The organism is Lutimonas halocynthiae (genome assembly GCF_030409835.1).
In the GTDB taxonomy this organism is placed as follows: Bacteria; Bacteroidota; Bacteroidia; order Flavobacteriales; family Flavobacteriaceae; genus Lutimonas; species Lutimonas halocynthiae.
This window is the reverse complement of sequence record NZ_JAUFQO010000016.1, coordinates 587,600-607,741: the sequence shown is the minus strand read 5'-3', so window position 1 is coordinate 607,741 and position 20,142 is coordinate 587,600. Positions and strand designations below refer to the sequence as shown.

Below are 20,142 nucleotides of genomic sequence, written 5' to 3'. Positions count from 1 at the left end.
GAATAATTGAAGATGTCTAGAATATTAATAATTGAAGATGAAGATGCGATCAGAAGAGTATTGATCAAAATCATTAAGAACGAGAATAGTACTTATGCGGTCGAAGAGGCCTCAGATGGGCAGGAAGGACTTGAAAAAATAGAAACAGAGGATTATGATCTTGTGCTCTGTGACATAAAAATGCCCAAAATGGATGGTGTTGAGGTCTTGTCAAAAGTACAGAGCTTTAAGCCTGAAATTCCATTTATAATGATTTCCGGGCATGGTGAGTTGGAAACCGCAGTTGAAGCTATGCGTCTTGGTGCCTTTGATTATATATCGAAACCGCCTGATTTAAATCGCTTGTTAAATGCGATTCGAAATGCTTTAGATCGCAAGAAACTTGTTGTCGAGAACAAACGGTTGAAGAAAAAGGTTGATAAAAGTTATGAAATGATTGGTGAAAGTGACGCGACCAACCTAATCAAAAGTATTATTGAAAAAGTGGCTCCAACTGAGGCGCGTGTCTTGATTACAGGAGAGAATGGAACAGGAAAGGAGTTGGTAGCGCATTGGTTACATCAAAAGAGCGAGCGTTGCAAAAATCCTATGGTAGAAGTAAATTGTGCCGCGATTCCTTCAGAGTTAATTGAAAGCGAATTGTTTGGTCATGTGAAAGGATCATTTACCGGAGCGAATAAAGACAGAGCTGGTAAATTTGAAGCCGCTAATGGGGGCACTATTTTTTTGGATGAAATTGGGGATATGAGCCTTTCCGCCCAAGCAAAAGTATTAAGAGCTTTACAGGAAAACAAGGTGAGCAGGGTTGGAAGTGACAAGGATATCAAGGTAGATGTCAGGGTCATTGCAGCGACAAATAAAAACTTAAAAAGAGAAATTGCTAAAGGGAGGTTTCGAGAAGATCTTTATCATCGTTTGGCAGTTATATTGATTAATGTGCCGTCATTAAATGAGAGGGTAGAGGATATACCTTTATTAGTCGATCATTTTAGTGAAATGATAGCGGCGCAACAGGGGAATGCTACAAGGTCATTTACAAAAGGAGCCATTGATTTATTAAAAAGCTATAAATGGACTGGGAATATTAGGGAATTGAGAAACGTTGTGGAGCGATTGACTATACTTGGAGAAGAAGTTATTAGCGAAAATGATATTCGTTTATTTGCCAATAAATAGACGTCCCTAGTCAATTGATAGTAACTATCATTTATTTCCTTGCTTACCCTTTTTAAATTCAGATAATAGTCTTTTATTAAAACTCATTTCTGCATGATAGAGTTTTAACAATTTGGTAGGGCTTAGAACTTTCGACAACGCTTTGTACATGTCTTCTCTGGTCTTTGTTATCTCTTTCTCTGATGCAAGCATCGTGTTTAATGTTTGAGAAGCCTCTTCATCACTGAGCATTTCAGGGCCTCCTAACTCTTTAATACGAGATCTCTCCTCACGCATCTTTACCACCCTTAGGCCGAATATTTTTTTGTCATACTCATTATATACTGGCCAGAATTTTTCAGCTTCCTTTGAACTTAGATCAAGTTCTTGCGTAATATAGGCTGTTCTATATGCCTTAATTCGTTCCTTTCCTCTTTCTTGTGCAATAAGTCCAGTAGATAACATTAGGGCTATAGCTGCCATTATTAATGCTTTGTTCATTGTTTTAATTTTCTATTATTAAACTTTCGATATCCATAAAGTCGAGATAATCATTAACCGCTTCGTCGGTATATAATGTTTGCTCCAATTCTACATCACTAAAGGCTTCGGCAATGTCATATGTGTTAAAGGTGATAAGATCTTCAGCAACCCAATCAGCGATCTCCTCATTTTCAATATTTACCACATTCACGCTTTGCTGTGTATCGTTCATAAATTGAATTCCAAAAAACAACAATATAGTAGCTGCAACTGACATCGAAATGAGCCTAAGTGTCCTCACTTTTCCAACAGCCTTATTAGCCTTGCCAGGTTTGTCAAATCTCGATTCTATTTGTTCAAAATAATTTTCAGGAACTTTAAATCCTGTTTCCTTTCTATCTATTTTCAGCTCATTGGGTCTGATAATGTGTAATTGATGTAATGACTTCTCATTATCTGATTGTTCATTAGTCAAAGCCTTTTCAGACAATCTGTTCTCTAAGTTGTCAAAATAACCATCAGGTATTTTGAACCCAGTAGAACTTGAGTCTAATTTATTTAGTATGTCTTTATCCTTCTTATCCATTATTATATTTCATTCGTAAGGTATAGCTCTATCTTTTTTCTTGCATGATGATAGGAAGCTTTTAATGCACCTACCGAAGTTTCAAGTATGTCAGACATGTCATCATATTTTAATTCATCAAAGTACCTCATATTAAAAACCAATTGTTGTTTTTGAGGTAATTTTGCAATGGCTCTTTGCAATTGTAATTGAATTTCATCTCCGTCAAAATAAGTATCGGCTTCAAGGTTTTCGGCTCTTTGTTCTCCAAAACTTTGTATGTCAGTACCCGCATGCTTCGCTTTTTTATTTAAATAGCTAATGGCTTCATTGGTCGCAATTCTATACATCCAGGAAAAAAGTTTGCTCTCACCTTTAAAACCATCGATATGCCTGAAAACTTTTACAAAAGTATTTTGCAGCACATCATCTGTATCTTCATGACTTAACACAATCTTTCTAATATGCCAGTAAAGACGCTCTTTATGTGTTGAAATAAGGGTGCGAAAAGACGCTTCCCTTGTTAAGGGATCCTTAAGCTTTACAATTAGAACTTCTTCGTTCAGCACTTATGTTTATGTATTAAGACTCGTGGTTAGGAGAAAGGTTTAAAGTTCAGAAAAAAAAATGGATAAAAGTATCTGAGTTCCTTAAAATCTCATGGCTACTTTTAGGTTCAAAACGCGCCCGGTTAAATAGTTAGGGATGCCTATATAACGATTAGATGAAACATTCTTAACCCATGTATTCGAAATCGTATTTTGGTTATCAAACATGTTAAAGAGTTCTAGACCTGCTGAAAGCTGTTTGAATTTTTTCTGCCAATTTGCTTTCGGAGGGTTATTGGCATCGATAAAGACATATGAAATCCCGATATCAGTTCTAAAGTAGGCAGGAAGTCGATTTTGATAAAGATACGGATCTGCATAAGAAGGTGAGCCGCCTGGAACTCCAGTATTATAAACTAAATTCAAATACATTTTCAGACTTGGCACGGATGGAACATAATCCTGAAACAGCAGTGCAAACTTTAATCTTTGGTCAGTGGGCCTGGAAATATAGCCTCTGTCATCAATATTTTCTTCAGTTTGTAAATAGCCTATACTAAACCAAGATTCTGTACCAGGGACAAATTCACCATGAATTCTCAGATCTACTCCGGCTGCATAGGCAATTGCATTATTTTTAGCTCTATATCTGATCTTAACGTTGTCAATCGTAAAAGGGTTCACATCCGTTAAGTTCTTGAAATAGACCTCACTGATTAACTTGAATGGCCTTCCCCACATGCCAAAGCTATAGTCATGACCAAGAACAATATGGACTGATTTTTGAGCTTTTACTTCAGGATGCACCGTGCCTAAGCTATCTCTAAGTTCTCTGTAAAAAGGAGGTTGGTAATAAAGACCACCAGAAACCCTGAATAACATGTCACTATCCCAATTGGGTTTTATTGAAAACTGACCTCTTGGGCTAATAACTGTATGGTTGTCTGAAACCAGACCTACACCACTAACTTGCCAGTGTTGTGCCCTAACTCCTAGATTGTACCATACCGTATGTTCATTAATTGTCGATTTTTTACTCCATTGGGCAAATCCAGATATCCTTTGGATGTTTACATCATTGGTAGCATTAACATTAATGTATGGCTCAATTGGACCTGTAAAGGGCGTGTAAGGCTGATCATTCCTGGGTAATAAATGAGGTGGTCTCAATGAAAAACCGGAAGAATCTACAACTTGCCATTCATTGATTCTATCTTTAATATTTTCATATTGGTACTTGGCACCAAATTCAAAAAGGTTTGTGTTCTTTCTCCAATCAGCGGTAACTCTGATATTGCTGATCTGGGCCTTTAGATTATTTCTGGCATGATCAAGTTGAGAACCGATCGATTGAGTAAAATTCGTGCCTCCAAAATCTTCTGAACCAAAATTGGCATCAACATCTCCTAACCCATAAGAAGAAAGTATATCATAATATTCTTGCTCTTTAGTATTGTATGACGAGGCGGTTAAAGAGACAGATAGGTTTTCTGAAAATTGATAATTTCCTTTTAGCGCCGCAAAAGCGGTTTCATATCTATCCTCTTCTTTACCTTGGTAATTTACAACTAATGACAAGGGATTGGTTAGGGTTCCAAAATTGGTTTGCCTTGAAATAGGTGTGAAATCATAATTGTTTACAGAGTAGCTTCCCAGGAAATCCAATGAAAATTTTTCACTAAAATCATAGGAAAGATAAGTTTGGATATCGGTAAAATTCGGATTGAAATTGGCATCAATATCATTGCTGTTGAGAAAAAGACTATTATTTCTATACCTGGCGCCTACCAGAGCCTTGAATTTTTCATCCTTAGATAAGCCCTCCACCATAAGTGATGCACCCAAAAAACTAGCTTCAAAACTGGCTCCAAATCGAGATGGCTTGCGATAGGTAATGTCCAAAACAGACGAAAGTTTGTCGCCGTATTTTGCTTGAAAACCTCCTGCTGAAAAGTCTACATTTTGGGTTAACTCAGGATTCACAAAACTCAAACCTTCCTGTTGACCAGACCGAACAAGAAAGGGTCTGTATATTTCTATTCCATTTACATAGACCAGATTTTCCTCAAAGCTTCCGCCTCTCACATTGTATTGGGTACTAAGTTCATTGTTGAAATTTACGCCCGGCAAAGTCTTTAAAACACTTTCTATACCTTGATTGGCACTCGGAATAAGCCTGGCTGTTTCACTACTTATTGGAACTACGCCTTGACTAGCAGCTCTTGGGTCAATAATAATTACTTCATCAATTGATTCCGTTTTGCTGTACAAACGAGGAGAAAAGTAGAGCGTCTTACCTCGATTTACTCTAAAATTTTTTGAGAAGCTATTGAATGAAACATGACCATATCTGATAGTTATGTTTTTGCCCGCAGGTATGATGATTTCATAGGCCCCTGAGGCATCTGTCACAGTCCCTAAATTTCCAATACTAACAGTAGCATTCTCTATAGGATTGTTGATGCTATCTAAAACCTTACCCTTGATGGTAGCAGTTTGTCCAGATAGTAACTGGGTGGCAAGGCTAAAAAGGAAAAAGATTAGAAACTTTGCTTTCAAGGGATTCTCAATGATTAGTTTTTCTTGTTAAATGAGGTTGTAAATGTAGTGGAATTATTTACATTATCTGTCACAACTACTTTTAAATTATGAAGGGTTCCTTCCAGTTTTTTATCACTAAAATCGTAGGTCAGGGTCCCGGTTTTTGGGTTAAGAGCCATTCGAATCCATTCTCCGTCAATTTCACCTCGATAGGTTTTAATGCCTGAACCCTTATCGTGAATCTTCACTTTTAGCGTTGTAAACTTAGTTAGCCATTGCTCATTTTTAAAGCCTAAAGCTCTGATTGTAGGACTCACGTTGTCAGACATTAACGTGTATTCACCTAAATTTTTACTTACAGTGTATAATGTATTGTCTTTTCTTTTGGTGCTCACATAATACAACTTGCCATATTTGTTCTTCTTAGCAATGTGTAAAGTCTTTAATTCATCCTCGCTGTAGTTTGAGATATCAAATGCGACTCTAAAACTTTTATGGACAGGAACACTGCTGTTGTGTAGCTTAACAATGCCGTCTATGTTGGTGTAATCAAAATAGAAATCTTCGTAGAAAATATTTTTTGGAAAGGTTACAGTAACTACCGAATCTTTTATTCTATTTGGCTGATTGGCCTTAAAAAAGTAAGGTGTTTTTTTAACAACCTTAGGAATGATTATGGAATCCTTTTTTCCCTTAATGGGGATGATCAATCTTGTTTTGTTCCCTTCAAAGTCTTTGGCTATTATTGATACCGTATATTCAAGACTATCTTTGACATTAATAAACCCCTTATTGTCAAGCTTTTTGTATAAGCTTAAATTATTCATGTCATGATTTACAAAACATTTTTGCACTCTTTGTTTGAGTGTGATTAATCTTTCATAATCAACATAAGAGTTAATAAATCTTGATTCATCAAACGAGAATTTGTTGACTGTAAATTGAAACACTTTTTCTCCATTAACAGTCATTTCAAGTGAATACAAGCCATTTCTATTTAATGCTCCGTCTAAACGGTCATAAGCATTGATGCCAAAACCTATTTCTCCAAACGCATAAATTGTATTAGCCAAAAGGTCTCCGTCGTATTGTCTGCTAAAAACCAGTTGTACGTTTTTTGATGATTGATTAACCTGGGCACTATCATTTTTAGAATAGGCGAATGCGTTCTGTATAGTTGGGTTTTTGTGATCAGGCACATTAATCCCCAAAAGCATTGGATTTAATATGTTTGATTTTACATCGCGAATTTCATAGTGGAGATGTGGCCCGCCTGAGCTTCCTGAATTACCACTGAGTGCTATTAAGGCACCTTTTTTCACAATAAGCTCATCAGGTTTGGGATAGAGTCTAATTGAAAAACTTTCTTTTTTGTATTGCATTTTACGCACATAAGCGTCTATTTCAGGTGAAAATTTTTGTAAATGTCCATATACAGTCGTGTAGCCATTCGGATGGGTAATGTAAAGGGCATTGCCATAACCCCATAAGGATACATTTATCCTGGATACGTAACCATCAGCAGACGAAAGTACCTTATGTCCTTCAACTTTCTGAGTCTTAATATCCAGACCGGCATGAAAATGATTTGTTCTTAGTTCACCAAATGTACCAGACAACACTAGTGGTATCTCTAATGGATTTGTAAAATAATCTTTAGGTAATTCATTTTGTGAAAAAATAAAATTAACAATTCCCAAAAATAAAATGGTAACTATTTTTTTGCGCATAATTGGGCTAAAATAATAATAAGAGGTGATACAAAAAAATGAAAATTTTAAATGTTTATGATTCAATAATTTGTCTAACTTTTTATGGATTTATTGTAAAATAGTTGTTTTATAAGACCAACTATGTTAAATTTGTTGCAATTGTTTGATTCTTTGGGTTAATGAATAAATTATTTGATATAGTGAGCAATCTGGAAGCAAAGCTTTCAAGAATATTGGGTCAGTATACTATGTTGCAACAAGAGAATTTAAAATTATTGCAGCAAAAAAATAATCTTCAGCAACAATTGAGTAAGCAACAGGAAGTTATTGATTCATTAGAAAAAAAATATGATTCATTACGAGTTGCAAACACCATCGTAGGCAGCAAAGAAGACAAACATGCAACAAAGCTTAAAATAAATACTTTGATCAGAGAAATTGATAAATGTATTGTTCAATTAAGTGACTAGAAAATAAAATGAGTAATAATCTGAAGATAAAAGTAACCATAGCAGATAGAGTTTATCCGCTTACCATTAGAGACGAGAGAGAGGAAGAAGGTATTCGGAAGGCTGTGAAGCAGATTAATGAAATGGTGAAACAATTTGAACAGAATTATGAAGTAAGAGATAAACAAGACGTTTTAGCCATGTGTGCTTTGCAATTTGCATCGCAGAAGGAAGTTAAAAACGTCAATGAAAGTCAAGATTCGAGACAAATCGAAAGCAAGTTATTAGAATTGAATCAATTGTTAGATTCGCATCTTGCATAAGTTCTTTAAAAAAACAATTTACTGCCTACATTAGTTATTTGTTTATTAAACTCAACACTATCAATTTAAAAAGGATGAGTTTTTAGAGTGAAAGCGTGCCTAAGTAAGTGATTTTATCACTTTAAAATTGGATACTTGACCTTTAAGTTAGTCCTAAACTTGTTAATTGGAGTTTACAAAACCGTAGCCGATGTAGGCTTTTTTTATATATACATTATGATAGCAACAACAATAAGTATAGCAATTGTAGCCCTAATATTGGGATATTTTATTGCCAAAGTTTTAGAGAAAAAGAAAGCTTCATCAACAATTAAGAATGTTCGAGAGCAATCTGCCACTATATTGAAAGAAGCAAAAATAGAAGCAGATGGAATTAAGAAAGATAAAATTTTACAGGCGAAAGAAAAGTTTATAGAATTGAAATCTGAGCATGAAAAAGTAATCATTTCAAGAGATAAAAAAATTAATGAAACAGAGAAGAGAGTCAGAGATAAAGAGTCGAAAGTTTCACAAGAATTAGATAAAAATAAAAAAATAAACGCATCCTTAGAAGATAAGAATAAACAACTAGGCAACAGACTGGAGCACATTGAGAAAAAGAAGTCTGAAATTGATAAACTACATAAAAGACAAGTTGAACAGCTTGAAGTACTTTCAGGTATGTCAGCTACAGAGGCTAAAAAGGAATTGGTAGAAACTTTAAAGGAGGAAGCTAAAAGTGATGCCATGTCGTTTATGCAGAGCACCTTGGAAGAAGCCAAAATGGGTGCACAACAGGAAGCTAAGAAGATCGTTTTAAATACCATACAGCGTATAGGTGTTGAACAAACGATTGACAATTGTGTCTCAGTATTCAATCTTGAGAATGACGATGTTAAAGGACGTATTATTGGAAGAGAAGGTCGAAATATTAGAGCTATCGAATCTACAACCGGGGTTGAGATTATTGTTGATGATACACCTGAAGCTATTATATTATCTTGTTTTGATCCGGTGAGGAGAGAAATTGCACGTTTATCTTTGCATAAGTTGGTTACGGATGGAAGAATTCACCCGGCAAGGATAGAGGAGATTGTAGCAAAAACGAGTAAAGAAATCAATGAAGAGATTATAGAAGTTGGTAAGCGAACTGTTATTGATCTTGGTATACATGGATTACATCCTGAGTTAATCAAGACTGTTGGTAGAATGAAGTACAGATCTTCTTATGGTCAAAACCTTCTACAACATTCTAGAGAAGTTGCTAATCTTTGTGCAGTAATGGCTTCTGAATTGGGCCTAAATCCAAAAATTGCAAAAAGAGCAGGATTGCTTCATGATATAGGAAAAGTTCCGGATACGGATACAGAGTTACCACATGCTATATTAGGAATGCAGTGGGCTGAAAAGTACAACGAGAAGGCTGATGTTTGTAACGCGATTGGAGCGCACCATGATGAAGTTGAAATGAAATCATTATACGCGCCTATCATCCAGGTTTGTGATGCAATATCAGGTGCAAGACCAGGGGCAAGAAGACAGGTTGTTGATTCTTATATCCAGAGACTAAAGGAGCTCGAGGATGTGGCATTTTCATTTAACGGCGTTCAAAAAGCTTATGCTATTCAAGCTGGTAGAGAACTTCGTGTAATTGTTGAAAGTGATAAAGTAGATGATACCAAGGCTGCTGAGTTGTCATTCAATATTACCCAAAAAATTCAGAATGACATGACTTACCCAGGTCAGGTAAGGGTTACTGTGATTCGTGAAACAAGGGTTGTGAATGTAGCAAAATAATCGTCATCACCTTTTATTGTGATCATCTTTTAAGATGGGTACTTTATCTTCGATAAGATCTATCGGTTTGGAGATCGTTTTTGGGGCGCGGAATCTATAGCCAAAATAAACACTAAACTCATCCTTTGTTGGAATTATATGTAATCGACTGGAACTAAATTTTTCATTCGAGAATCTGGTTTTATACAAGGCTCCAAAGAATATTTTTTTAGCGTTATAGCCAACTCCAGCACCATAACTAAGAGAGAAAAAGGAATCCTTAAAATTCCTTGTAGTTTGACCCACAGGTGTATTATAATCTACCGAGTAAAAGTCAACACCTACGGCAGGGATCCCAAAGCCATTTAGAAACCAGTTTTTTTGAAAAACAAAAGTGTAATAATATCCGAATTGCAGCGCCAGGTTCACGCCTCTATATTCATTGTAGTAATCTCTAGTGATTGTTTCACCATCTTCAATATTTTTAATCTTGTCTGTACCAGAGATGCTATAAAAAGTATAAGCTAGTCCAGGCATAAATGAACCCGCACTTTTTGATTGAATCTCCGTCTGAGACTGTATAGCTCTCATAGAGTAGTTCTTATTGAATTTGTAGACAGAAGAACCAAACACTACATGTGTAGTTAGATCTGGAAACTGAATATAATTGCCGCTTGTATTGCCAATATAGTCACTCGAATTTTCTACATAAAAACCCCTGTATTTATTGTATTCAATAACATGATTCCAGCTGTCAAATAAAAGTTGCAATCTAAGTCTAAAGGTGTCAGAGTCACCTTTCTCTTCTTTTTCGCTATCGGATATTTTAGGTCGTATACCAATTCTTACTGAGAGAAACTTATAACTTAAAACTACTGCATACCTGGTATTCAGGCTAGGACTTAAGTCTACTTCCGTGTTATTTTCAATAAGTTTAAACGAAGAAATTTCATTACCAACTTCAAGCTTAACGTTGAATTGTTTTTTATGATCAATAATGTATTCATTTGAAAGGGTATCTCTAGTAGTGGCTATTTCTTCGACTGTTTCTTGGGCAAAACAATATTGAATATTAAAGGCGATAAAGCATATCAGACATAATATTCTGGTATAATAAATGGGTTTAATATTACAACTGTCTAGCAAAACATTATTTAAATTTGGAATTTATATAATCATTGATTTCCCTTATCGATTTTATTTCATGCGATGAATTACCGCTTCGTACATAGAATTTCTCTTCTTGTTGCCCATTCTTGTTAGGGTATTTTATATATAAGGGCTCTTTGGCAGAAATGACTTTAATCTTACAAATCACTTTTTTTTCATCCACGGTTTCAAATTGGGTTCTGATATATTTGCTAACATATTTTACGCCCATTAATTTATGCATGATATTTCTAAGGTGTACTTCGTAATAATCTGCATCTGTTCTTTTGAGGGATTGAAAATCGTTCTCAAGACCCACTATGTTCTTATCATCATCAACTCCTATTAGCAGAATACCTCCATCAGTATTTCCAAAAGCAGCAATCGTTTTCATAATTACCTTTTCCAACTCTGGATTCACTTTTTCTTGTCTGTAATCCCATCTAAGAGAAGATTTGAACTCTAAGTACCTGTTTTCATCTTCTTTCAATAACTCCGTTACGGGCGGTATTTCCATCTTATTCGGTAAATAAAAGAAACGTTTTCTTATGAATAATATGATCAAACCTATAATGATCAAAGCTATTGCAAACCAAGAGCTGTAATCAGTAAAAAGTGAATTTGTACTTGGGAGTAATTGGTTGCTAGGAACTGTGAAAAGATAATATTGGATACCATTTTCTCCAGAAAGTCGCTTAAACGAATTCCAATATACTTCGTTTTTGAATTTAAAATTAAAAGATCCTTGGGCTACGTTTCTGAAATTCTTGAAATGATTAGCAATACTAATTTGAAGACTGTCAATTAAAGGAGCGGAAAGACTATCGTTTTCTTGATCAGTTTTATTTGTATTGAGATGCAGTTCTTTCCCATCAACATTCATAAAAGAAAGACGAGGATGTACCTTTTTTGATGTAAAACCAAATTCTTGGAATAACCTTTCTTTGGAATAAGCTAAAACAATAGTTGTCTTCAAGTTATTTAACATATAAGAATACCCAACATAAAACAATTCAACCCGATTATTGGCATCATCAATATTTACACTTTTTCGAAGATACCAAGTGAGCTGTTCATTTTGACTCATAAGGTCTTGGTACCAGCTGGTATTGTAAATGGATTTCTCAAAACTCTCATACCAACTACCAATTTTCTTACCTTTTTCAAACCTTTCCCATTTAACAACTTCCGAATTGGTTAAACCTTCAACCGCCATAACATAACTTGAATTCTCTTTACGAATTACAACTTTATTATCACCTTGAAAATAGCCAATAGAATTTATTGCTTCTGAATTGCTCAGTCTTTCAAGAAAAAAATCACGGTATACCAAGGAATCTTTCAGGGCAAACTTAATTGGGTATTTGTTTTTAATCGTAAAAATATTTTCTTTAACCTCAGAAGTAAACTCTTCAAAAATCAAATCGAATTTTTCAGACTGAGTTGCGAAAGCAGCTTCAGCATAAGTGGGGTTGTTTTGTCTAAAGTAACTAACAACAACTATAGTTAACCCTATGATTATCAGTAGTATAGATAGAATGTATTTTCTCATTATGCAAAATTATGCAGGGGAAGTATTTCTAAAACAATTTTAAGTATCAAAAATACATTTTTCTGTCAATGGAGAGCAGAAAATTAATGGATTTATACTTGGAAATTTTAAGATTTATAGAAGAAATCTGTAATTGATAGATACTAAAAATGACTTTCTATTACCAATAAGACCAGCTTCAGATCTAAACATCCACCTTTTATTTAATTGGAACTGACCCCCAATAGTGCCATTCCATTGTTGCTCGACCTGTTTGTCCATGCCGTAACGAATAATTGTACTGCCATCTGCGGCATCTATTCTTTCTACAATAGGGGTGAGCACCTGATCAGCAACAATTTTCTGAGGTGGAGTTGCCTCATTTTCATACCAATCGTAATAATCTGTCACGATTTCGTCTTTTCGCTCCCAGGCCTCTGGCGGTAAGGCATCAATTAACTTAATTTCACCCGATGTCTCAGAACTCATTTTCATACTCATGGCGCCTGCCCAAAGTGCAAAATTTCGCTCAGGTTTCTCCTTGAAAGTAAAGGTATGCCCAAATCGTATTCCAAGAACATTTACCTGGACGGGTTTATCTAATAATTCTGGTTTACTCCATGTCCAGTTCGCATCCACAGAGAACCAAATGGGGCCAATTCCTCCAGCTCCCATGACCCCGACTCCTGCAGTTCTTAAATCCTGATCAACAATAGAAAGCAGTGAGATTGGAGCTATTATATTAACCTCAGTGTTCGATTGTCCGCCTCCAAAGATGCCATAGACATTCAAAAAAGGTAAAACCCAAAGATCAGGCCTTACGTTATAGGCATAAGAAGTATTGATATTTTCTCCAAATTCAATGAAATCAACAGGAGTAAGCGGTATGTCCACGTTATCTGTTTTAACTCCTAATTGCATATTGTCAAATACCAAGTTTTGCTGCAGCCACATAAAGTTAGCCATAAGTCCAGCAGGGTAGGGTATGTCAAAACCTTTTTTATAGGCGCCTTGCCCGAGAATAGGGAAAATATAATCGTATTCTACCTGCTTCAGGCTATCCTTATAAGCCTCATGTTTTGTCTTTACTTTGGTGTTTACATATTGACCCCAAAGCGTTGTTACGGGAATTAGAAGTGATAAAAAAAATAATAAAGTAGTTTTTTTAACTATGGTCATAAATAAATCATTCATTATTGGTCTTCTTTTATTTCATCTTGGCTTCCTTCTTTCGCTTCTTTTCTTGCCTCTTTTTTTGCGGCTTTTTTCTCTCCTTTGGCCTCTTTAAATTTTTTGACTTGATCCTTTTTTTCCTGACTAAGACCTATGGGTACATTCAATTTTAGAAATAAGGCACTGTTTTTGGTTCCTGATTTGTCTTTATAAACATCAAGAAAGCCATAGTAATAACGAGCACCAATGGTCCATCCGAGACCCTTTAATAGTCTATAGCCGGCTCCGGCAGCCAAACCCATATCAAACCTATTGAGCATATCTCTATTATCTTCTGTCGCGTTAATTGAAATCCCATCAATGTCAGAATTGAATTGAATACTAGCCTTATATACAAGACCAAACTGAGGTCCAAGCTCAGCATACATGTGGTTATCAAATTTATACCTGGCGAGGGCAGGGACCAAAAAATAACTTATTGATTGACTGTATTCTCCTTCATAAGGATAGATTGTTGCGTTTAAAAATTCAAGATCTCTTTCTTCTAAATCATCCAAACCCAGTTCCGATTTAACCAGCACGCCCGTATGAAAATACCATTGTTCTTTCATTTTTATATCGAAATAGAAACCCAGGTTCCATTTTCGATACCAGCTACTTGATTCCATCCCGCTGATACTGGCATAGTTAACCCCTCCATCCAGTCCGAATTCAATTTTACCTGTATTTAGAGACTTGCCCAAAAGAAGGGCTATCAATACCTGAGACTGCATCGATAAGCTAATCAAAAGAAAAACTGTAACGAGAAATGTCTTTTTCATTGATTTGGAATTTTTTATTTGACTGTATAACCCTTTCCTTCCATACATACAGAAAAGGCTTTGTTATAATCTTTGGCTGCAGCTTGGCTTGCTGCGCTCGCTGCCTGATCATTTGCTTGTTGCTCCCTCTCATCTCCGACTACTTTTGATCGACGCCCCCTTACGCCACCTACCACAGCTCCAATAGCTGCTCCTTTGCCAGCATCACCGGCAATTGCACCTATTGCAGCTCCACCTGCTGCTCCTACAGCGGCTCCTCCAACGGCTGTCCCATCTACTGATCTATCAACTTCAGCTCCTTTGTATACAGTTGGATTCATAGGGTCATAACCTGATTGTTGCTTGGCCCATTTAAAGCATGCCATTTCATCTGCTTCCTGAGTCGCTGCATTCTGATTGTTAGCAGGGAAAACATAAAGCCCCAGACTGCTAGAAATACTTTGAGCAGATAAAGTTGTGAAACCAAATACACCAATAATCAGTGAAGTATATATAATTTTATTTTTCATAATTTTTTATAATAAAAGGTTCTAAAGATCTTCAGGGTTTATAAACACATATCCTAATTGCTCCAGAGCATCAGCCTCATTATAAAATGTTAGACTTTTAATAATCTTTCCATCTTTTATCTGATAGACTGTATTCGCCAGAATGCTAATTGTTTTATTCGATCCCTTGTAAACAATTGTCAAATCTGCCCAGTTCGAAACCCATTCGCCCTCGGGTGTTTTGACCGCAATATTTTGTGATTTTGAATAGGAAATTTTTTCATAGAGATTTTCTATGTTAGATTTCCAGTTCATGATTGCTTGTTCTTTCCAAATGGAGTCGCCTCTTGACGGGCCAATTCCTACATAGGAATCATCCAAAATATTGCTCATGGCATCATAATCCAAATTTTCAACTGCTTGAATATAATTCTGAATTAGTAGCACATTTTCTTTCGATGGATCATTTGGCTCGCATGATGACAACAACCCGACTACAAACACAACTAAAAATAAATTTTTCATTTTAACGTCTTTTACATGAAGTAATAAAAATACAATTATCTTGATAATTCCGGTATGAATTTTCATTTTATTCTTATACCTAATCTAAGAATATGAGATATGAACTAATTTAAGAAGCACAGAAACATATTATTGAGGAACAGATTTTTATCATCTTTTAGTCAAGAAATCGCTAAAAGATGATCACTTATTTTTCTAAGGTGCTATTAATGAAAATGCTTATTTAAACTTATAATAGAAACTTAAAATAAATTGTGAATGAGAGGTGTCAACCAAGGCAAAATCAAGGTCTGTACTGTCACGAATAAAACTAGCTTCGGAATCTGAAAAACCTGTTTCCCAGCGAATATCTGCACCAACTTTTCCAAAGTTAAGTCCTAAGCCAACTTGTCCTGAAACAAGAAAATCATCAGAACTTACGTTAGACACGCCTTCTATGCTTTCGGGTACAGAAAGTTTTGTATTCATTATGTAAGAAAAATTGGGTCCAAAAAAGAATCTCCCAATTTTAAATACCCTAAACCCTAATAAAACAGGTAGTTCTAATTTATCCAGTTTTAAAGTACCTTGATCATCATCTAGTATATAACTACTTTCAGTATGTGTATAAACCAGTTCAGGCCTGATATATAAAAATAGAGGTAATTTAATTTCAGTGAGAATTCCAATGTGATAACCAACTTCTTCATTTGAAGACAATGAAATAGGATTACCTTGATTAATGGTTCTTAAATCACCATTTTCGTTGTAGTTCACGCCACCTTTAATACCCCAATTTAAGAACTGGGCATTAGCACTAGCTGTTAAACAAAAAACGACAAGAAGTAGATATAGATTTTTCATAGGGGGGCTATTTAAACATAAAAATATAAATTATTTTCTTGCTAAAACTCTTTTTACAGCTGCAATGACGGCTTTATCATTCAAGTTGTACTTTTCCATAAGTTGGGCAGGAGTTCCTGATTCTCCAAAACTGTCGTTAACCGCAACATATTCCTGAGGAACCGGATTATTTAAAGAAAGCGTTCTTGCAACACTTTCACCCAAACCTCCCAGAATATTATGTTCTTCAGCTGAAACAACACAGCCAGTTTTGGCAACTGACTTTAATATTGCATCCTCGTCTAATGGTTTGATTGTGTGTATATTGATAACTTCAGCACTTATTCCCATGGCTTCTAATTGCTCAGATGCCTGTAAAGCTTCCCAAACCAAATGTCCTGTCGCGATAATCGTTACATCAGTACCTTCAGTAAGTTGAATAGCTTTGCCAATTACAAATTTCTCATCTTTTGGCATAAAAACAGGTACTGCCGGACGACCAAATCTTAGGTAAACCGGTCCTTCATAATCAGCTATAGCGATGGTTGCTGCTTTTGTTTGATTGTAGTCACAAGGATTGATCACTACCATTCCTGGAAGCATTTTCATCATTCCAATATCTTCAAGTGTTTGATGTGTAGCGCCATCTTCACCTAAAGTCAAGCCAGCATGTGATGCACATATTTTTACATTCTTTGCAGAATAGGCAATTGATTGTCTGATCTGATCATAAACTCTTGCAGTAGAAAAATTAGCAAATGTTCCAGTAAAAGGAATTTTTCCGCCAATTGTAAGTCCAGCAGCTATCCCCATCATATTGGCTTCAGCGATACCTATTTGAAAAAACCTTTCAGGATTTTCTTTGATAAATTCATCCATTTTTAAAGAGCCAATTAAATCAGCACATAATGCCACAACATTTTCATTGGTTCTACCTAATTCTGCAAGCCCGGCTCCAAAGCCTGAGCGAGTATCAATTTTTTCTGTAAAAGTGTATTTTTTCATCTGTGTCTACGCTAATATCAATTGGTTATAATGCGGCAAAAATAGCAATTTAAATTAGTAAAAATATTAATTTAATCAGATTATTGAATATTTAAATGTCATGCAAGGCCGTGTAAAATTTTTGAACCGGAAAGCCCATCACATTGAAGTAACTACCATTGATTTTTTCAATTCCAATATAGCCTATCCATTCTTGTATTCCGTAACTCCCGGCTTTATCAAAAGGTTTAAATGTTTCAATATAAAAATGAATTTCTTCCTCGGTTAATTTCTTAAAAATTACCTGGGTGGTATCTGAAATAATGATCTGATTATTAATCGTTGTAAGTGCTATAGAACTGATAACATCATGCTTCTTTCCGGATAAGGATTTCAACATTTCAACAGCTTCTTTTTTATTCTTTGGTTTGCCCAAGGCCTTTCCTTCAAGCCATACAATTGTATCAGCCGTAATAAGGATTTCTTGCGCCTTTAATATTCCTGAAAATGGAGAAGCTTTTAGTTTTGCCAGGTATTCACTTATTTCTTTTCCCTGGAGATGAATGGGGTAGTTTTCAGCGACCTCTTTTATTCGAATTTCAAATTCTAAATTTAATTCTTTCAAAAAAAAACTTCGGCGCGGAGATTGAGAAGCGAGTATTAGCCGACGGTCTTTTAGCAATTTTTGCAACATGATCAAATGAGAATAATTGAAAACATTCCTAGCAGCATGATAATCTTAAGCAGTGTGCTCAAATTATGGAAATCAGTTTTGGTCTTCGCTTGATTTAGTTTAAAGATAAAATAGAGTAGTGGTAAACAAACTAAGGCAATAAGATAATAACTTAAATAATTACTTTTATCAAAGACGAAGTAAGATAGATAGGACAATGAAATTAGAAATAAAACCGTCACGGCAACAAGAATGTTTTTTGTTTTTTTAGTACCCAGCACAATTGGAAATGATTTTGCATCAATAGCCCTGTCTCCTTCAATGTCTTCAATATCTTTAATAACTTCCCTTAAAAAAGTAAGGATAAAACCAAATACCCCGATGATTAAAAATATGCGCAAAACATGTTGTTGGGATTCAAGATTATAATAATTAGTGGCTGGGCCAACATCAAATACTGCAACCATTAAAATGCAAAATAGCACCACAGAAGATACTATTAAATTTCCAACTAAAATATTCTTTTTTAAATACTTAGCATATTGATATAGAAGTAATGATGTAAGTACAAAAATTATAAAAAACGATGTGTTTCCAACATAATAAGATAAGTACATCCCTAATAATAAGCCTGCCGCATTGAATCCAATGAAAAGATATTGAGCTGTAATTCTAGTAATCTTCTTATCAACAAATAATTTTTCAGGCTTATTGATGATGTCTGCTTTCACATCATGCATATCATTAACGATATAACCGGCAATGGCAATAAAAGCCGTAGAGAGTGCCAGAAGACTGAAGTGAAAGTCATCGAGAGAAACTTGAATTTCAAATTTTTCAAAAAGGAAGTATTTGAAAAGATATTGAATTAACAAAATCATTAAAATGTTCTTCCAACGAAAAAATATCAAATAGTCTTTAAATGTCATGAATAGTTTTTCTTTAATCGGTCAAGAGATTTTTTACTGTCTCGATCTTTAAGAACTTGCCTTTTATCATATAGTTTTTTACCCTTAGCCAGCCCTATATGGAGTTTAGCCCAGCCTTTGTCAGTGACAAATAACTTTAAAGGAATGATGGTAAGTCCTACGTTTTGTACCTCTTTGAGAAGTTTTTTTAATTCTTTTTTATTTAACAACAGTTTTCGTTCTCCTTTAGATCTATGGTTATAAAAACTACCATAACTATATTCTTCGATAAACATGTTGATAACAAATAGCTCTCCTCTGTCATTAAACTCACAAAAGCTTTCTGTAATCCTTGCCTTTCCTTGGCGGATGGATTTTATCTCGGTTCCGGTGAGTTGGATACCAGCTATATAGGTGTCCAAAATTTCGTACTCGAAACGGGCTTTCTTATTTTGAATATTGACATTCTTTTGCATTCGACAAATCTAAATAAAAATTATTCGAAATGTGAAGAATTCAATTCAAAATGAAATAAAATTAGCTGAGATAATGAGATTAGGAGGCGGTAATATTAATTTAAACCTGTCCATTCAATCTTTATAAAACCTTGTCGCATTAGATGATTTAGCTGTTGATCTGGTAATTCACCAGCTTCGACTTCGTACATCACTACTAAATTATTGAGCAGTTCAGTTCTAAGTTTGCCTGAATTGTCGACTTCTATTTTGGCATTGTAATCAGAGGTTCTAAACAATGGTACATGTTCAAAAATCATTGGGCTATCAAACTGAGGCCCGGCCATTATTATTGTGGCATCAATGTTGTCAGCATTAATATTGAAAACATGAGACCCTAAATCTTTGATGATAATTGTTCCTGAAATTTCCTTTACATCGTTTGAAGTGCAAGAAGAGAACGACATTATGCATAGACATAATGCACAACTTAAAAAAATCTTTTTCATAACTCCTTATTTTTTATAGCAATTGTTATTATAGAAACCTATAACGCTAACACATAAGGATTTATTTTAATTAAGTTAATGTTTTTATTCTAGTGAGCTATTCTAATTCTTAAACTAAGAAATAATGCGTACCAGCAGTTTTATGAATTCATAGTTTGTAGAACTGCTTCGGGTCAACCAGAAGGGTGGTGAGTTCAACAGTATGGTTGTCAGGATCCTTAAGATACATAGATTGAAAATAGGTGTGGTCTTTGAATTGGAAAGGAATATTAGAGGTTTTAAAAGTATTTTGGGCTAATAAAAAATTTTCATTGTCAAGTCTAAAAGCAAAATGATCAATTCCTGTTAAGTTTGATTTCTCCGCAGGAAAAGGCATTTTTCCCTCGGCAGGAAAAATAGCCACTCCAGTTTCTCCGGATACCATAAAAACCGGATAGGCCCCCCAGGCTTCCGCACGAAGTTCTTTCAGTCCTATAACTTCAGCATACCAATTAATGGATTCTTCCGGGTTACTTGCCCTTATAGCAACATGATCAATATTTTCTATTTTAAATTCACGCAATGGCGATTAAA

General features: G+C 35.1%; 22 protein-coding genes. 4 read left to right on the top strand and 18 right to left on the bottom strand.

The genetic code is table 11. The features are described 5' to 3' along the window. The first annotated feature begins 12 nt into the window (after positions 1 to 12). Positions 13 to 1,176, top strand: coding sequence for a sigma-54-dependent transcriptional regulator (locus tag QWY87_RS15735; RefSeq protein WP_290293001.1), 1,164 nt, complete (start codon positions 13 to 15; stop codon positions 1,174 to 1,176). 27 nt (positions 1,177 to 1,203) lie between these two features. Here the strand turns inward: QWY87_RS15735 and QWY87_RS15730 are convergent, their stop codons facing one another. The 5 genes from QWY87_RS15730 to QWY87_RS15710 all read right to left on the bottom strand — a co-directional run bounded on the left by QWY87_RS15730 (position 1,204) and on the right by QWY87_RS15710 (position 7,022). Then, entirely contained in the window at positions 1,204 to 1,656 is a 453-nt protein-coding gene (locus tag QWY87_RS15730) for a hypothetical protein (protein ID WP_290293000.1), read from the bottom strand. A gap of 4 nt (positions 1,657 to 1,660) precedes the next feature. Next, on the bottom strand, positions 1,661 to 2,224 hold the full coding sequence (locus QWY87_RS15725; RefSeq protein ID WP_290292997.1) for a hypothetical protein: 564 nt from the start codon (positions 2,222 to 2,224) through the stop codon (positions 1,661 to 1,663). 2 nt (positions 2,225 to 2,226) lie between these two features. Beyond that, positions 2,227 to 2,772, bottom strand: coding sequence for an RNA polymerase sigma factor (locus tag QWY87_RS15720; RefSeq protein ID WP_435389570.1), 546 nt, complete (start codon positions 2,770 to 2,772; stop codon positions 2,227 to 2,229). A gap of 81 nt (positions 2,773 to 2,853) precedes the next feature. Further along, complete coding sequence (locus QWY87_RS15715; protein ID WP_290292994.1) at positions 2,854 to 5,310, bottom strand: TonB-dependent receptor; 2,457 nt, start codon at positions 5,308 to 5,310, stop codon at positions 2,854 to 2,856. Positions 5,311 to 5,324: 14 nt separating this feature from the next. Beyond that, positions 5,325 to 7,022 (bottom strand): M23 family metallopeptidase, encoded by a 1,698-nt coding sequence (locus tag QWY87_RS15710; protein ID WP_290292993.1) that lies wholly within the window; start codon positions 7,020 to 7,022, stop codon positions 5,325 to 5,327. 161 nt (positions 7,023 to 7,183) lie between these two features. On the opposite strand from QWY87_RS15710, the gene QWY87_RS15705 reads away from it, so the two are divergent. The 3 genes from QWY87_RS15705 (at position 7,184) to rny (ending at position 9,552) form a co-directional block, all read left to right on the top strand. Beyond that, positions 7,184 to 7,474, top strand: a complete 291-nt coding sequence (locus QWY87_RS15705) for a coiled-coil domain-containing protein (protein WP_290292991.1) — start codon at positions 7,184 to 7,186, stop codon at positions 7,472 to 7,474. Positions 7,475 to 7,482: 8 nt separating this feature from the next. Further along, positions 7,483 to 7,776 carry a cell division protein ZapA gene (locus tag QWY87_RS15700; protein WP_290292990.1) on the top strand — a complete coding sequence of 98 codons (294 nt, stop codon included), beginning with the start codon at positions 7,483 to 7,485 and terminating at the stop codon, positions 7,774 to 7,776. A gap of 216 nt (positions 7,777 to 7,992) precedes the next feature. After that, positions 7,993 to 9,552, top strand: coding sequence for a ribonuclease Y (rny, locus tag QWY87_RS15695; protein ID WP_290292988.1), 1,560 nt, complete (start codon positions 7,993 to 7,995; stop codon positions 9,550 to 9,552). 6 nt (positions 9,553 to 9,558) lie between these two features. Here the strand turns inward: rny and QWY87_RS15690 are convergent, their stop codons facing one another. The 13 genes from QWY87_RS15690 to QWY87_RS15630 all read right to left on the bottom strand — a co-directional run bounded on the left by QWY87_RS15690 (position 9,559) and on the right by QWY87_RS15630 (position 20,131). After that, positions 9,559 to 10,677 carry a DUF4421 family protein gene (locus QWY87_RS15690; RefSeq protein WP_290292986.1) on the bottom strand — a complete coding sequence of 373 codons (1,119 nt, stop codon included), beginning with the start codon at positions 10,675 to 10,677 and terminating at the stop codon, positions 9,559 to 9,561. Between the two features lie 4 nt (positions 10,678 to 10,681). Continuing rightward, the gene (locus QWY87_RS15685; RefSeq protein WP_290292984.1) at positions 10,682 to 12,232 is read right to left on the bottom strand and encodes an AlbA family DNA-binding domain-containing protein; all 1,551 of its coding nucleotides are present in this window, start codon (positions 12,230 to 12,232) and stop codon (positions 10,682 to 10,684) included. 114 nt (positions 12,233 to 12,346) lie between these two features. Further along, entirely contained in the window at positions 12,347 to 13,405 is a 1,059-nt protein-coding gene (locus QWY87_RS15680) for a hypothetical protein (protein WP_290292983.1), read from the bottom strand. Beyond that, entirely contained in the window at positions 13,405 to 14,205 is an 801-nt protein-coding gene (locus tag QWY87_RS15675) for a porin family protein (RefSeq protein WP_290292982.1), read from the bottom strand. The genes QWY87_RS15680 and QWY87_RS15675 overlap by 1 nt, the downstream gene beginning before the upstream one ends. 14 nt (positions 14,206 to 14,219) lie before the next feature. Continuing rightward, on the bottom strand, positions 14,220 to 14,714 hold the full coding sequence (locus QWY87_RS15670) for a glycine zipper family protein (protein WP_290292980.1): 495 nt from the start codon (positions 14,712 to 14,714) through the stop codon (positions 14,220 to 14,222). A gap of 21 nt (positions 14,715 to 14,735) precedes the next feature. Beyond that, positions 14,736 to 15,218: a nuclear transport factor 2 family protein gene (locus QWY87_RS15665; RefSeq protein WP_290292977.1), complete on the bottom strand. Its 483-nt coding sequence runs from the start codon at positions 15,216 to 15,218 to the stop codon at positions 14,736 to 14,738. Between the two features lie 219 nt (positions 15,219 to 15,437). Then, positions 15,438 to 16,061: an outer membrane beta-barrel protein gene (locus tag QWY87_RS15660; RefSeq protein ID WP_290292974.1), complete on the bottom strand. Its 624-nt coding sequence runs from the start codon at positions 16,059 to 16,061 to the stop codon at positions 15,438 to 15,440. A 30-nt stretch (positions 16,062 to 16,091) separates the two neighbouring features. Further along, entirely contained in the window at positions 16,092 to 17,045 is a 954-nt protein-coding gene (locus QWY87_RS15655) for a transketolase family protein (protein WP_290292972.1), read from the bottom strand. Between the two features lie 91 nt (positions 17,046 to 17,136). After that, positions 17,137 to 17,718 (bottom strand): Maf family nucleotide pyrophosphatase, encoded by a 582-nt coding sequence (locus QWY87_RS15650; RefSeq protein WP_290292970.1) that lies wholly within the window; start codon positions 17,716 to 17,718, stop codon positions 17,137 to 17,139. Between the two features lie 2 nt (positions 17,719 to 17,720). After that, positions 17,721 to 18,578, bottom strand: a complete 858-nt coding sequence (locus tag QWY87_RS15645; RefSeq protein ID WP_290292968.1) for a geranylgeranylglycerol-phosphate geranylgeranyltransferase — start codon at positions 18,576 to 18,578, stop codon at positions 17,721 to 17,723. Between the two features lie 44 nt (positions 18,579 to 18,622). Then, positions 18,623 to 19,081, bottom strand: a complete 459-nt coding sequence (gene smpB, locus QWY87_RS15640) for an SsrA-binding protein SmpB (RefSeq protein WP_290292966.1) — start codon at positions 19,079 to 19,081, stop codon at positions 18,623 to 18,625. A 95-nt stretch (positions 19,082 to 19,176) separates the two neighbouring features. Continuing rightward, positions 19,177 to 19,569 carry a hypothetical protein gene (locus QWY87_RS15635; protein WP_290292963.1) on the bottom strand — a complete coding sequence of 131 codons (393 nt, stop codon included), beginning with the start codon at positions 19,567 to 19,569 and terminating at the stop codon, positions 19,177 to 19,179. Positions 19,570 to 19,717: 148 nt separating this feature from the next. Further along, complete coding sequence (locus tag QWY87_RS15630; protein ID WP_290292962.1) at positions 19,718 to 20,131, bottom strand: VOC family protein; 414 nt, start codon at positions 20,129 to 20,131, stop codon at positions 19,718 to 19,720. Between the last annotated feature and the right edge of the window lie 11 nt (positions 20,132 to 20,142).